Origin of the sequence: Neisseria sp. HMSC055H02, from assembly GCF_001813335.1 — a bacterium.
In the GTDB taxonomy this organism is placed as follows: Bacteria; Pseudomonadota; Gammaproteobacteria; order Burkholderiales; family Neisseriaceae; genus Neisseria; species Neisseria sicca_C.
On sequence record NZ_KV812107.1, the window covers coordinates 18,074 to 32,122 of the forward strand.

The 14,049-nt window shown below is 51.3% G+C and carries 12 protein-coding genes and 1 riboswitch; of the genes, 6 read left to right on the forward strand and 6 right to left on the reverse strand.

The window, feature by feature from the left end:
* Positions 1-159 precede the first annotated feature (159 nt).
* On the forward strand, positions 160-1,254 hold the full coding sequence (gene mutY / locus HMPREF2907_RS08445) for an A/G-specific adenine glycosylase (RefSeq protein ID WP_070682093.1): 1,095 nt from the start codon (positions 160-162) through the stop codon (positions 1,252-1,254).
* A 95-nt stretch (positions 1,255-1,349) separates the two neighbouring features.
* A complete protein-coding gene (locus tag HMPREF2907_RS08450) occupies positions 1,350-2,819 on the forward strand; it encodes a protein adenylyltransferase SelO (protein WP_070682096.1) in 1,470 nt (489 codons plus the stop codon).
* A 144-nt stretch (positions 2,820-2,963) separates the two neighbouring features.
* Here HMPREF2907_RS08450 and HMPREF2907_RS08455 read toward each other — a convergent pair whose 3' ends face one another.
* Complete coding sequence (locus HMPREF2907_RS08455) at positions 2,964-3,710, reverse strand: amino acid ABC transporter permease (protein ID WP_070682099.1); 747 nt, start codon at positions 3,708-3,710, stop codon at positions 2,964-2,966.
* A 359-nt stretch (positions 3,711-4,069) separates the two neighbouring features.
* On the opposite strand from HMPREF2907_RS08455, the gene trhP reads away from it, so the two are divergent.
* The 3 genes from trhP (at position 4,070) to HMPREF2907_RS12040 (ending at position 6,250) form a co-directional block, all read left to right on the forward strand.
* The gene (trhP, locus tag HMPREF2907_RS08460; RefSeq protein WP_003744610.1) at positions 4,070-5,422 is read left to right on the forward strand and encodes a prephenate-dependent tRNA uridine(34) hydroxylase TrhP; all 1,353 of its coding nucleotides are present in this window, start codon (positions 4,070-4,072) and stop codon (positions 5,420-5,422) included.
* A 389-nt stretch (positions 5,423-5,811) separates the two neighbouring features.
* Positions 5,812-6,009 carry a CsbD family protein gene (locus tag HMPREF2907_RS08465; protein ID WP_016687304.1) on the forward strand — a complete coding sequence of 66 codons (198 nt, stop codon included), beginning with the start codon at positions 5,812-5,814 and terminating at the stop codon, positions 6,007-6,009.
* Positions 6,010-6,091: 82 nt separating this feature from the next.
* Complete coding sequence (locus HMPREF2907_RS12040) at positions 6,092-6,250, forward strand: DUF1328 domain-containing protein (protein WP_083310715.1); 159 nt, start codon at positions 6,092-6,094, stop codon at positions 6,248-6,250.
* Between the two features lie 121 nt (positions 6,251-6,371).
* Here HMPREF2907_RS12040 and gcvP read toward each other — a convergent pair whose 3' ends face one another.
* The 5 genes from gcvP to gcvT all read right to left on the reverse strand — a co-directional run bounded on the left by gcvP (position 6,372) and on the right by gcvT (position 12,956).
* A complete protein-coding gene (gene gcvP, locus HMPREF2907_RS08475) occupies positions 6,372-9,224 on the reverse strand; it encodes an aminomethyl-transferring glycine dehydrogenase (protein WP_070682105.1) in 2,853 nt (950 codons plus the stop codon).
* Positions 9,225-9,360: 136 nt separating this feature from the next.
* Complete coding sequence (locus tag HMPREF2907_RS08480) at positions 9,361-9,912, reverse strand: DNA-3-methyladenine glycosylase I (protein WP_070682108.1); 552 nt, start codon at positions 9,910-9,912, stop codon at positions 9,361-9,363.
* 107 nt (positions 9,913-10,019) lie between these two features.
* Positions 10,020-10,406 carry a glycine cleavage system protein GcvH gene (gcvH, locus tag HMPREF2907_RS08485; RefSeq protein WP_107826172.1) on the reverse strand — a complete coding sequence of 129 codons (387 nt, stop codon included), beginning with the start codon at positions 10,404-10,406 and terminating at the stop codon, positions 10,020-10,022.
* A gap of 89 nt (positions 10,407-10,495) precedes the next feature.
* Complete coding sequence (locus HMPREF2907_RS08490) at positions 10,496-11,740, reverse strand: hypothetical protein (protein WP_070682112.1); 1,245 nt, start codon at positions 11,738-11,740, stop codon at positions 10,496-10,498.
* Positions 11,741-11,855: 115 nt separating this feature from the next.
* Complete coding sequence (gene gcvT / locus HMPREF2907_RS08495) at positions 11,856-12,956, reverse strand: glycine cleavage system aminomethyltransferase GcvT (protein ID WP_070682115.1); 1,101 nt, start codon at positions 12,954-12,956, stop codon at positions 11,856-11,858.
* A 206-nt stretch (positions 12,957-13,162) separates the two neighbouring features.
* Positions 13,163-13,259, reverse strand: a riboswitch (glycine riboswitch).
* A 209-nt stretch (positions 13,260-13,468) separates the two neighbouring features.
* Between gcvT and HMPREF2907_RS08500 the strand changes: the two genes are divergently transcribed.
* A complete protein-coding gene (locus HMPREF2907_RS08500) occupies positions 13,469-13,954 on the forward strand; it encodes an Lrp/AsnC family transcriptional regulator (RefSeq protein WP_070682155.1) in 486 nt (161 codons plus the stop codon).
* The last annotated feature ends 95 nt before the right edge of the window (positions 13,955-14,049 follow it).

The following is a 14,049-nucleotide window of genomic DNA, read 5'->3' on the forward strand; positions in this document are numbered from 1 at the left end:
GATACTCCTTGCTTGTTGATAAATAATTTCAATACTGCAATAAAGTCTCTTTATATGAGTTATATACCCCTAAAAAAAATAAGTCAATAAGAATTATTTTCACGATGTTATACCATAACATTTTGTTTTCAATATAAATAAAACCACTGATTGATATTAATGAACACACCCATCCCCTTCTCCGAACGGCTCATCCGCTGGCAAAAACAACACGGCAGGCACCACCTGCCTTGGCAGGTCAAAAACCCTTATTGCGTCTGGCTTTCCGAGATCATGCTCCAGCAGACGCAGGTTGCCACCGTGTTGGACTACTATCCGCGTTTCTTGGAAAAATTCCCGACCGTACAAACGCTTGCCGCTGCGCCGCAAGACGAAGTGTTGTCGCTGTGGGCTGGCTTGGGCTATTACAGCCGCGCGCGCAATCTGCACAAAGCCGCGCAACAAGTCGTCGAACAATTCGGCGGTATGTTTCCATCCGAACGCAAAGACTTGGAAACCCTCTGCGGCGTCGGCAGAAGCACCGCCGCCGCCATTTGTGCCTTTGCCTTCAACCGCCGCGAAACTATTTTGGACGGCAACGTCAAACGCGTGCTCTGCCGCGTGTTCGCCCGCGACGGCAATCCGCAGGATAAAAAATTCGAAAACTCGCTCTGGACGCTTGCCGAAAGCCTGCTGCCGTCTGAAAACGCCGATATGCCCGCCTATACGCAAGGCTTGATGGACTTGGGCGCAACCGTGTGCAAACGGACAAAACCCTTGTGCCATCAATGCCCGATGGCGGACATCTGTGAAGCGAAAAAGCAAAACCGCATCGCCGAGCTGCCACGCAAAAAAACCGCCCCCGAAGTGCAAACCCTGCCGCTTTACTGGCTGATTGTCCGCAACCAAGACGGCGCAATCCTGCTGGAAAAACGCCCCGCCAAAGGCATTTGGGGCGGGCTGTATTGCGTGCCGTGTTTTGAAACCCTGAACGAAACATACGTTTGCGCCGAAAAGCTCGGCATTTTTTCAGAGTGCGCAGCCTCCCCGTGGGACGACCTCGAAGAACAACCCGCCCTCACCCACCGCCTGACGCATCGTTTATTGATGATTACGCCGTTTGAAGCGCAAATCATTTCGCCAGACACGCTGCCCCGTTCTGAAAACGCATCAAAAGATAACCGCTTCTGGGTGAAACCCGAAAATTTGGCGGATTACGGTTTGCCCAAACCGCTGGCAGATTATTTGAAACAACGGCAGCAGGCATTGTTTTAAAAATGCTTGAAAATCAGACACACAGCATCCAACTCTAAAACACAATAAACATACCCGCGCGTTATACAAACCCGCCCGCGCCCGCCAGGAATCCCATGCACACACTCCCCCTGCTTACCCAACAGTTCGCCGAACTCCCACCGTTTTTCTATTCCCGCGTTTCCCCTGAGCCGCTGACCGCGCCCTATTGGGTCGCCTTCAACACCGATTTGGCGGCAGAGTTGAATCTGGATACAGATTTTCAGACGACCGCCAACCTTGACTACCTCAGCGGCAACGCCCCGCAATACGCGCCCGCGCCCATTGCCGGTGTTTACAGCGGCCATCAGTTCGGCGTCTATACCCCGCGCCTCGGCGACGGGCGCGCACTCCTGATCGGCGATTCCGTCGATGCCGCGGGACAACGCCAAGAGTGGCAGCTCAAGGGCGCAGGCAAAACGCCCTATTCCCGCTTTGCCGACGGTCGCGCCGTCTTGCGCTCCTCCATCCGCGAATACCTCTGTTCCGAAGCCATGCACGGTCTCGGCATCCCCACGACCCGCGCCCTCGCCCTGTGCGGCAGCGACGACCCCGTTTATCGGGAAACCGTCGAAACTGCCGCTGTCCTGACCCGCATCGCCCCGAGCTTTCTGCGCTTCGGCCATTTCGAATACTTCTATTACACCGGCCGCGAAGCCGAAATCCAACAACTTGCCGACTACCTCATCCGGCATTACTACCCCGGCTGCCGAGATGCCGACAATCCCTACGCCGCCCTGTTGGAACAAATCCGAAACCGCACCGTCGATACCGTCGCCGCATGGCAAAGCGTCGGCTTCTGCCACGGCGTAATGAATACCGACAACATGTCTGCACTGGGACTCACCATAGACTACGGCCCCTTCGGCTTCCTCGACGACTACGACCGCCGCCACGTCTGCAACCACTCCGACACCCAAGGCCGCTACGCCTACAATGCCCAGCCCTTCGTCGCCCATTGGAATTTCTCTGCCCTCGCCTCCTGCTTCGACACCCTCGTCCCACACGACACCCTTGAGCAACTCATCGACGGCTGGACAGAAGTTTTTCAGACGACCTATTTAGAGAAAATGCGCCGCAAACTCGGTTTGCAGCAAGCAGACAAGAGAGACGACGAAAGCCTTATCTCCGACCTCTTCGCCGCCCTGCAAGATCAAAAAACCGACTTCACCCTGTTTTTCAGGAACCTGTCCGAAGTCAGCAATACACACGGCGACCCCCTCCCGCCCAAACTCGAACAAACCTTCAAAAACGGCGTTCCGCCCGCCTTCATCCGCTGGCTCGGACGCTACCGCCAACGCCTGCGCGCCGAAAACAGCGTTCCCGCCGAACGCGCAATACGCATGAACCTGACCAACCCGCTCTACATCCTGCGCAACTACCTTGCCGAACAAGCCATCGCCCAAGCCAGAAACGGCGACTACCGCGAAATCGAACGCCTGCGCCGCTGCCTCGCCCGTCCCTTTGACGAACAGGCAGAGTTCGCCGACCTTGCCGAACCGCCTCCGGAAGGCAGCATTCCGGTTTGCGTCAGTTGTTCAAGTTGAATGAGATTTCCAACAAGGCAAAGGCGACATCGCCCTATTCGGTCTGTAAGCCCCAAAAAACCAAAGGTCGTCTGAAAACCCAAATCGGTTTTCAGACGACCTTTTGACATTGCCCCAGTCGAAAACAATCGGCTTATTCGGAAATCACCGATGCTGCGGGTTGTAGCGGTTTTCCAAGCGCAGGAACACCCAGCCCAAGAAAGTCGTCATCAAGAGATAAATCAGCGCGACGGTATAGAGCGGTTCTTCATAAACGGAATAGCGGCCGCTAATCGTACTTTGTACATAAGCCAGCTCCGCCACGGCGATAACGGACAACAGCGAGCTGTCTTTCAAAAGCGTAATAAATTCGCTGGCAAGCGGCGGCAGCATACGGCGCAACGCCTGCGGAAGAATCACATAGCGCATCGCCTGCGGATAAGTCAGCCCCAGCGAACGCGCCGCTTCCATCTGACCGCGGTCGATGGACTGGATGCCCGCGCGGAAAATCTCGCAGATATACGCGCCGGAGTTGGCAATCAAGGCAAGCGAACCGGCAATCAGCGCGCCGTAAGAGCGTCGGATTTCCACCGCCTCGTCGCCGTTGATCAGCAAACCGTCGGTAGGATGGACGAAAAACGGGAACCAAACGTAAGACCAAATCACAATCTGCACAAACAGCGGCGTACCACGGAACAGCGTTACATACAGCAGCGAAACCTTACGCAAAACCCAAGCCAGCGCGCGCATGGGCGCACCCGCCTTTTCCAGATTAATCAAGCGCGCCAACGCGAGCAGCAGACCCAATACGGAGCCGCCCGCCGTCGCCACTACGGTCAAGCCCAGCGTCGTCAGCGCGCCGTAGAAAAACATCCAGCGGTATTCGTAAATAATGTCAAACCGAAAATCCATACTCGTCCGCCTGTCTAAAACTCCGGGAAACGGTTTGCGGCAGCCGCCCGATTCCCGAACATTGGAAAAATGAAACTCGATATTTTACAAGAAAATACATTCTTTGAATGCCTTTTTGTTAAATTAATCGGGTTGCCGTCCGTTTTTTACATTTCCCCGCCCGTAGTACCTATCCGCCCATTGTCACTCCTAAATCCGTTTTCCTCTGAAAAAACAACGCCAAACAATCCCGATATGCCGCCGTAAAATTGACCGTCTCGACAAAAAAGCGGATAATCCGCCCATTCTTAAAACACCTTTTCAGACGACCTTTCCCCGTGATTCAAAAGGTCGTCTGAAACCTTTTATAAAGCTCAAACATGAAAGCACCCGAACTCCTCCTTCCCGCCGGCGGCCTCGAACGTATGCGCGCCGCCTACGACTACGGCGCAGACGCCGTTTATGCCGGCAGCCCGCGTTACTCCCTGCGCGCCCGCAACAACGAATTTGCCAAACTCGACGTCCTCGAGCAAGGCATTAAAGAAGCGCACGAGCGCAACAAAAAATTCTTTTTGACCGTCAACACCCTGCCGCACAACTCCAAGCTCAAAACCTTCGTCGCCGACATGGAGCCGCTGATTGCCATGAAACCCGACGCGCTGATTATGGCGGATCCGGGTTTGATTATGACCGTGCGCGAAAAATGGCCGGAGATGCCAATCCACCTTTCCGTACAGGCCAACACCACCAACTATTGGGGCGTGAAATTCTGGCAGAACATCGGCGTCGAGCGCATCATCCTGTCGCGCGAATTGAGCATGGAAGAAATCGCCGAAATCCGCCAAGAATGCCCCGACATCGAACTTGAAGTCTTCATCCACGGCGCATTGTGCATCGCTTATTCGGGCCGTTGCCTGTTGTCGGGCTATTTCAACCACCGCGACCCCAACCAAGGCACCTGCACCAACTCCTGCCGCTGGGATTACAAAGTCCACAACGCCACTGAAAGCGATGCGGGCGACGCCCAGCTTCTGCAAGGTTTCAACTTTGAAAAAGCCCAAGAAGAAGCCAACCAAAACTTCGAAGGCATCAACGGTCAGAAACGCCACCCTTACGCCGACAAAGTCTTCCTGATTGAAGAGTCCAACCGCCCGGGCGAGATGATGCCGATTATGGAAGACGAACACGGCACCTACATCATGAATTCCAAAGACCTTCGCGGTATCGAAGTCGTCGAAAAACTCGCCAAAATCGGCGTGGACAGCCTCAAAGTCGAAGGCCGCACCAAGTCGCTCTACTACGTCGCCCGCGTCGCCCAGTCCTACCGCAAAGCGATTGACGACGCCGTCGCAGGCCGTCCGTTTGACTACGGTTTGCTGAGCGAACTTGAAGGCCTCGCTAACCGCGGCTACACCAGCGGCTTCCTCGAACGCCACCAAACCCAAGACTATCAAAACTACCTCAGCGGCCATTCCACCGCCAAACAAAGCCAATACGTCGGCCACGTTACCGAAATCGACGCCGAAGGCTGGGCAACGGTGGAAGTCAAAAACCGCTTCGCCGTCGGCGACACTTTGGAAATCATCCATCCCGAAGGCAACCAAACCATTACGCTGGAACAAATGACCCGCAAAGGCGCAGCCGTCGAAGTCGCCCCGGGCAACGGCATCCAAGTCAAAATCCCGAATATGCAGGGCAAAGAAAAAGCCTTGCTGGCGCGGGTCATCAAATAATCATGAGGTCGTCTGAAAATTTTCAGACGACCTTTTGCCTTTTCCGACTCCAATCCCTTCTCAGCAATCTATAAATGAACGGCTTTAATATTGAATAAACGGTTGTAAAATAACTCTGAATATTAATATATTCTTAATTTCTTCATGTTGATTTAAAAGTACAATTTGGCCTAGTAGAGACTAATTAATAAAATGCAGGCATTTTTCAAAACTTAACAAATAAGTACAACTCATTGATTGTCAGATAAATTGGTTGAATCATTTATTGCAATTCAACATTTCCATAACTTGCGCCATACTTGCCAACAAACAAATTCTCAGTTAATGTTTTGTGTAAGCGGTTACATCCGTGAGTATTCTATTAATCAATAACATAGGATGGTATAGCCATGAATGAAGATATTATCAAAGGCAAATGGGCACAGCTCAAAGGTAAAGCTAAAGAAAAATGGGGCGAATTGACCAACGATGATTTGGATGTGATCGAAGGCAAACGCGACCAATTGGCCGGTAAAATCCAAGAACGTTACGGCCGTTCAAAAGAAGAAGCCGAAAAAGAAGTTGATGACTGGCTGAACGAAAATTAATATCAAACCCCACTAACACTAAAAAACGGTCGGGGATTTCTCCCTTGACCGTTTTATCATTGAAAATCCGAAAGGAATAATTATGCTACATTATGCAGTAGTCTTCTTCGTCATTGCCATCATTGCAGCCTTCCTTGGTTTTGGCGGCATTGCAGGCAGCGCGGCAGGTATCGCTAAAATCCTGTTTATCTGTTTCTTGGTTTTAGCTGTGTTGTCTTTGATTTTTGGCAAAAGAAGATAATCAAAACCTAATAATTTAAACAATAAAGTAAAATAGTAAACAATTTTTTTACGAAATATTTTATTGTTTACCAAAACAAAGGTCGTCTGAAATTTCAGACGACCTTTCTTCATGTCAAACCTTAATCTTCATACGCTTCCATCGGCGGGCAGGTGCAGACCAGATTCCGGTCGCCGTACACGTCGTCCACGCGGTTGACGCTCGGCCAGAATTTGTTTTCGCGCACGAAGGGCAGCGGGAAGACTGCTTCTTCGCGGGAATACGGATGCGCCCATTCGCCGGTTACGTCGGCGGCGGTGTGCGGGGCGTTGACCAGCGGGTTGTCGTCTTTCGGCCATTCGCCGCGTTCGACTTTCAACACTTCCTGTTTGATTTGTTTCAGGGCGGCGATGAAGCGGTCGAGTTCGGCTTTACTCTCGCTTTCGGTCGGCTCGATCATCAGCGTGCCGGCAACGGGGAAGGAGACGGTCGGGGCGTGGAAGCCGTAGTCCATCAGGCGTTTGGCGATGTCGGTTTCGGTGATGCCGCTTTCGGCTTTGAGCGGGCGCAAATCGACGATGCATTCATGCGCGACGCGGCCGTTTTTGCCTGTGTAGAGAACGGGATAGTCTTCGCTCAGGCGTTTGGCGACGTAGTTGGCGTTGAGCAATGCCCAGCGCGTTGCCTGCTCCATGCCTTGTTTGCCCATCATGGTCAGGTACATCCAGGTAATCGGCAGGATGGACGCGGAACCGAAGGCAGCAGCAGCAACGGCGGTTTGCCCGGCACTGGCGCTGTGCGTGTCGGTTAACACATGGCCTGGGGCAAACGGGGCGAGGTGGGCTTTCAGGCCGATGGGGCCCATGCCCGGGCCGCCGCCGCCGTGAGGGATGCAGAAGGTCTTGTGCAGGTTCATGTGCAACACGTCCGCGCCGACTTCGGCGGGCTGCATGATGCCGATTTGGGCGTTGAGGTTGGCGCCGTCCATGTAAACCTGTCCGCCGTTTTCATGGATGATGCGGCAGATGTCGCGGATGCCTTCTTCGTACACGCCGTGGGTGGACGGGTAGGTAATCATGATGGCGGACAAGGCGTCGCGGTGTTGCTCGGCTTTGGCTTTCAAATCGTCGATGTTGACGTTGCCGTGTTCGTCGGTATCGACGACGACGACTTTCAAACCGAGCATGGCGGCGGTGGCGGGGTTGGTGCCGTGGGCGGACTTGGGAATCAGGCAGATGTCGCGGTGTGCTTCGCCTTGGGCTTCCTGATAGCGGCGGATGGCAAGCATACCGCTGTATTCGCCCTGCGCGCCGGAGTTGGGCTGGAAGGAAATCGCGTCAAAGCCGGTGATGGCTTTCAGGCTGTTTTCCATGTCGGTCAGGAGTTCGCGGTAGCCTGCGGTTTGGGTTTCGGGGGCGTAGGGGTGGATGTCGGAAAACTCCGCCCAAGTAATCGGCAGCATTTCAGCGGTGGCGTTGAGCTTCATGGTGCAACTGCCCAGCGAAATCATGCTGCGGTTCATCGCCAAGTCGCGGTCTTCGAGCTTTTTCAGATAGCGCAGCATTTCGTGTTCGGTGTGGTAACGGTTGAACACGGGATGTTGCAAGATATTGTCTTGGCGCAGGAATTCGGTTTTCAGACGACCTTTGACGTCGTCTGAAAGCGTGAAGGTGTTGTTGCCGGTAAAGGCGTAGTACAACACGGCAAGGTCTTCGCGCACGGATGTTTCGTGGAAGGCGGCGGCGATTTGGGTGTCGCTGACGCGGCGCAGGTTGTAGCCCAGCTCCAAAGCGGTTTGGAACGCTTTGTCCGCTTTTTCTTTACTGCCGAAATCGACGGTAACGGTATCGAAGAAGACTTCGTGAACCACTTTCAGGCCATCTGAAACCAGCGCGTCGGCAAAGGCGGAAGCCAGCGCGTGAATGCGGTTGGCGATGCGTTTCACGCCTTCGGGGCCGTGATAAACGGCGTACATACCCGCCAAGTTCGCCAGCAATGCCTGCGCGGTACAAATATTGGACGTGGCTTTTTCGCGGCGGATGTGTTGTTCGCGGGTGGACAACGCCATGCGCAGCGCGGGTTTGCCCGATGCGTCTTTGGATACGCCGATGATGCGGCCCGGGGCGGAGCGTTTGAACTCGTCTTTAAACGCGAAATAAGCGGCGTGCGGCCCGCCGAAACCCATCGGTACGCCGAAGCGTTGCGTGTTGCCCAACGCGATGTCCGCGCCCAATTCGGCAGGCGATTTCAGCAAGACTAAGCTCATGATGTCGGCGGCAACGGCAACAATCGTGCCTTTGGTTTTCAGACGACCTATAACGCTTTGCAAGTCTTGCACGTCGCCGTCTTTACCGACGTATTGGAACAGCGCGCCGAAGTATTCGCCTTCATCCGCTTTGGCAAAATCGCCGACCACCAGCTCGAAGCCGAAATATTTAGCACGGGTTTTCATCACGTCCAAAGTCTGCGGATAGACGCGCTCGTCCACAAAGAAACGTTCGGATTTCACCTTGCCCACGCGTTGCGCCATCGCCATCGCTTCGGCGGCAGCGGTTGCCTCGTCCAGCAAAGACGCGCCCGCCACGGGAAAACCGGTCAAATCGATACACACCTGCTGGAAGTTCAGCAACGCTTCCAAACGCCCCTGTGCGATTTCCGCCTGATACGGCGTGTAGGCGGTGTACCAGCCCGGATTTTCCAATACGTTGCGCAAAATCACGTTCGGCACGCGGGTCGGGTAATAGCCCAAGCCGATATAGGATTTGTTGATCACGTTTTTCGCCGCAATGGCTTTCAGCTTCGCCAAAGCGTCCGCCTCGGTCAGGGCTTCGGGCAGTTCGGGTTCGGACGGCATACGGATGCTTTGCGGCACGGTGTTGCCGACAAAATCGTCCATGCTCTTCTCGCCGAGCGCTTCCAAAAGCGCAGCCTCGTCGCCGAAACTCAAATGACGCGCGGCAAATTCGTTGGGGTTGAACAGTTCGGATAGTTTCATTTCTACTCCTTTTTTGTTGTAGGAATCTGCCGCGAAGGCAGGTGTTTTGATGTTTCAGACGACGTTTGGATTCGGGAGGTCGTCTGAAAACATTTATTTAAAAATAAATACGGTAAGTGATATTAAAAACCCGTTTTCAGACGACCTCTGCCCATTTCGGGCGGCATTCTAAAACTTCTTGATAAACCGGACAGCTTTCAATATGCACGCCGGGCAGGTAGCCGGTACTCATTAAAAATTCGCCGACGATTTCGCCGCCGACAAATTTGAAATGCTTTTTAAAGAGCTTCACCCACCCGTCTTTGTCGAGCGGATGGTGTGCATCCAGCCAGTTTTTGAATGAGCCGTATTCCTGCTGTATCTTTTTGATTTGCCGTGCGTTATAAATCGCAGCATTGATTTTCAAGCGGTTGCGGACGATGCCTGCGTCGGCAAGCAGGCGTTCGATGTCGGCTTCGTCAAACGCGGCGACAGTGTCAATGTCGAAATTTTTAAATGCAGCCCGAAACGCCTGCTGCTTCTTCAGCATCAATGTCCAGCTCAAACCCGCCTGATTGATTTCCAACACCAGCCGTCCGAACAACTCATTGTCGTCTGAAATCGGAAAACCGTATTGCTTATCGTGGTAATGTTTGTTCGGATTGTCCGTATCGTTTGGGAGGGCGGCAACAAATTCGCAGTAATTCATGTTTTATCGGTCAAGCGAAACAAAGGTCGTCTGAAAACCTAAAACGGGGTTTCAGACGACCTTTCAAAATCAAAACGCGGCAATATGCCTGCCGCGCCATTTTAAAATCAATCCACTTCACCCGCGTATTGTTCGGCGGTCAGCAGGCCGTCGTAGTCGGCAGGGTTGGCAGGTTTGATTTTGAAGAACCAGCCTGCGCCGTAAGGGTCGCTGTTGGCGGTTTCCGGCGCGCCGGGCAAATCTTCGTTGACGGCAACGACTTCGCCTGCAATCGGCGCGTACACGTCAGACGCGGCTTTCACAGACTCAACCACACCGGCTTGTTCTTCAGCGGCAAGGTTCGCGCCGACTTCGGGCAGCTCGACGAACACGATGTCGCCCAACAACTCTTGCGCGTGGTGGGTAATGCCGACGGTGATGGTACCGTCTTCTTCAAGGCGCAGCCATTCGTGGCTGGCAACGTATTTCAGTTCGGCTGGGATGTTGTTGCTCATGGTTTGATTCTCCATTGGTTTTGGTTTAAAACTAGACTAGAAAGGATACTGCTAACCTACTTGAAACTGAAACACTGCTCAATAGTTTTTTAGTAAGGAATATATTGCCTATCCAAAGGTTGAAGAACATCTGCTTTTAACACTAAACATTTTTGAGAAGCAATCAGCAACTCTTTTTCAGTATGCTTCCCGTAAAACTCTACAGACCTAGGACAAAACACTTTTACCTCGCCCAAATTCCACGCCATATAACCATACAACGCATTCTTTTGGAGTTTATTTTTCGGCTGAGCGCATTTATTTTTTTCTTCATCAAAATCTATGCCTTCAAAAGGCACTTCTCTCGTGAAGTTTTTTTTAATATATTCCATCCCTTCGGTTGTGATGCCGTTTACTCCAACTCCCTGAAATCCAACATCTTCTCTTCTTGGATAATTATTGTTTATCATATACCATCCAGAATCTTTTGGCATTTCTATAAATCTAATGGGATACAAAAACCTTTGAGGTAAGTCATTTGCAACAACAGCAATTGCTACCAAATAAAAAAAGCAAAAAAACAGAGGTAAAACATAGTAACTAATTTTATTTAAAATTTTATCTTTACCATCGTTCAATAGCATCACTGCAACGAAAGAGTTAGCTATAACTAGAAATGTTGAACATACTAAAAAAAACCACTGGTAACTTTCATCCCCAATCCAATTTGCAGCAATAGGCAAAACCGCGATTATAAATAAAATAAAGTTAAATAAAGAAACAAGTGTAAAAAATGAAACAAGGTCTCCCAATGAATTAGACGTATATATTCCCTTTACTATTTTGAGTTTATATTTTTTTCTACCTGAATACCAGCAAAAAAAGAAGATTATGGCTGGTAAAAGAACAGAAAGTACCAAAATTACAAGTAGAAAAACCATTCCCCAAATACTGCGCTGCCATTCTTTTGATGCACAGAAAGCAACGAAAATAAACACCCAAAAGCCAATTATAGGGATGATACTCGACTGCCAAAATACAAGACGATCCTTTCTATTTCTTATTAGAACACCATTGTCATTCGCAATAGCAGATAATAAAAACGGAGCAAAAAGAGATATATAGAAAAATAAACCAATAAACCCAAATATAATTAATATTGCTATGGCGCTGTACGGTTGACTTATTACGTTTGTAAAAATACCTAACTGATTAATATTTTTAAGATATTTATAAACCACTACAAAACCAAATATTACACCCAAGCTGATACTCAGTTTTATAATATTTAGAATAATATCTAAAACTTTATCAAGTTTATCTATTTTTACGTCTGTTACATCAAAAAAATCCATCCAACAAATTCTCTTTATCAGTTTTCAGACGACCTTGCCTATTCAAAAGTCGTCTGAGAACAAGTGAAGCGAGTTTTACTAAAATAAATATAATGTTTTTTTTTGCCAACTATATTCAGTCAAACTGCTTTTGTCCGTTGCGTACAAACGGCAGCTTCAATACGCGCACGTCCACCTCTTTGCCGCGTATCAGCACTTTGGCGGTATCGCCGTCAAAATCTTTCGGAACGCGGGCGATGGCGATGGATTGTTTCAGGCTGGGCGAGAATACGCCGCTGGTGGTTTCGCCTTTGCCTTTGTCGGTCAACACTTCCATATGCGCGCGCAGGATGCCGCCTTTGTCGAGCAGCAAACCGACTTGTTTGACGGCAACGCCTTTTTCTTTCAATGCCAGCAAAGCGGCTTTGCCGACGAAATCGCGGTTTTCGTCTTTCAAATCAACGGTCCAGCCCATGCCTGCTTCGAGCGGGCTGGTGTCGTCGTCCATATCGTTGCCGTAGAGGTTCATGCCGGCTTCCATGCGCAGGGTGTCGCGCGCGCCGAGGCCGCAGGGCTGTACGCCGGCTTGTTGCAGGGCTTTGAAAAATGCGACGGCTTCGGTGCCGGGCAGGATGACTTCGACGCCGTCTTCGCCGGTGTAGCCGGTGCGGGCGACAAACCAGTCGTTGCCCAAATCCGCGCCTTGGAACGGTTTGAGGCTGTGGACGACATCCGCCCATTCGGGTTTGACGGTCAGGAGTTTTTCGATGGCTTTAGGACCTTGTACGGCAAGCATACCGAGGTCGTAGCGCGGATTGAAGGCGACGCCGAATTCTTGTCCGACTTTGTGGAATTGGGCGGTGTCTTTTTCGCGGGTCGCGCCGTTGGACACGATGCGGTATTGGGTTTCGGCTTCGTTGGTGCGGTAAACGATCAAGTCGTCAATCACGCCGCCGTTGTCGTTGAGCAGCGCGGAATAAAGGGCTTTGCCGACGAAGGCGAGTTTGGCAACGTCGTTGGCAATCAGTTTGCGGAAAAAGGCTTTGGCGTTCGCTCCGGCGACATCGGTAACGAGCATATGGGATACGTCGAACATACCTGCGTCGGTGCGCACGGCTTCGTGTTCGGCGATTTGCGAACCATAATGGATGGGCAGCTCCCAGCCGGCAAAATCGACCAGCTTCGCGCCTGCATCTTGATGGGCTTGGTGAAACGGGGTGGTTTTCAGGGCAGTCATTCTCAGCTTCTCCGGATTTATTGTTCAGATGCCGTCCGCACAAGATGCGCGGAAGACCCTATCTGTCCTTGAACCTGAGATTTTCGGCCGTATCCGCTTGATGGGCAAACCAGTCTGCTCACTGCTTTGCGCGGTTGTCTGAATGGTGGTTCAGACGGCCTTCTCCCCTTCGGTGGGTGCGAACGCACCGCTCTCCAGATGTTTTATTTCAATGTGCGGTCCCTGTTGCCTGAGCGATTTAAGGGCATCTGCGCCTTCGGCGGCTACATGTAACCTGATGTAGCTCTCTCCTGCACATGCCCCGATTATGGCTTGAAAAGGCGGTTTGGGCAAGCCGTCCCTTTGAAATAAAACCGTTGTGAAAATCTCCAAAATTACAAATCATTTAACACAGATTATACCGACAAACCACCCGCCATTAGAGGATAATATGTTAAAAACAACTTATTTAGGATATAATGCCACCAACTTAACCAACTGACCCGGCAAAAGGGTTCGGAGAAAGAATGCAAATGACCCAGCAGATTACTTTGGATAAAACCGATTTGAAAATTTTACAGGTTTTACAGGAAAACGGACGTTTGACCAATGTCGAGCTGGCGGAACGTATCTCCCTCCCCCCCTCGCCCTGCCTGCGCCGCCTCAAACAACTGGAAGACGCAGGCATCATCCGCCGCTATGCCGCCCTACTCTCTCCCGCAGCCGTCGATTTGGGCTTACAGGCGTTTATCCGCGTTTCCATCAGCAAGGCAAAAGATGCGCGCGAAGACTTTGCGCAATCGGTACAAGGATGGCCGGAAGTATTGAGCTGCTTCGCCCTCACCGGTGAAACCGACTACCTGCTCCACGCATTTTTCACCGATATGAATGCTTTTTCCCATTTCGTCTTGGATACACTCCTTTCCCACCACGGCGTACAGGACGCGCAATCAAGCTTCGTATTGAAAGAAATCAAAACCACTACCTCCCTGCCGCTTTCGCATTTGGTACGGGAATAGGCAGAGTCTTCAAAAAAGGTCGTCTGAAACCTGATCCTTAGGTTTCAGACGACCTTTTTACCGTACTATAGTGGATTAAATTTAAATCAGGACAA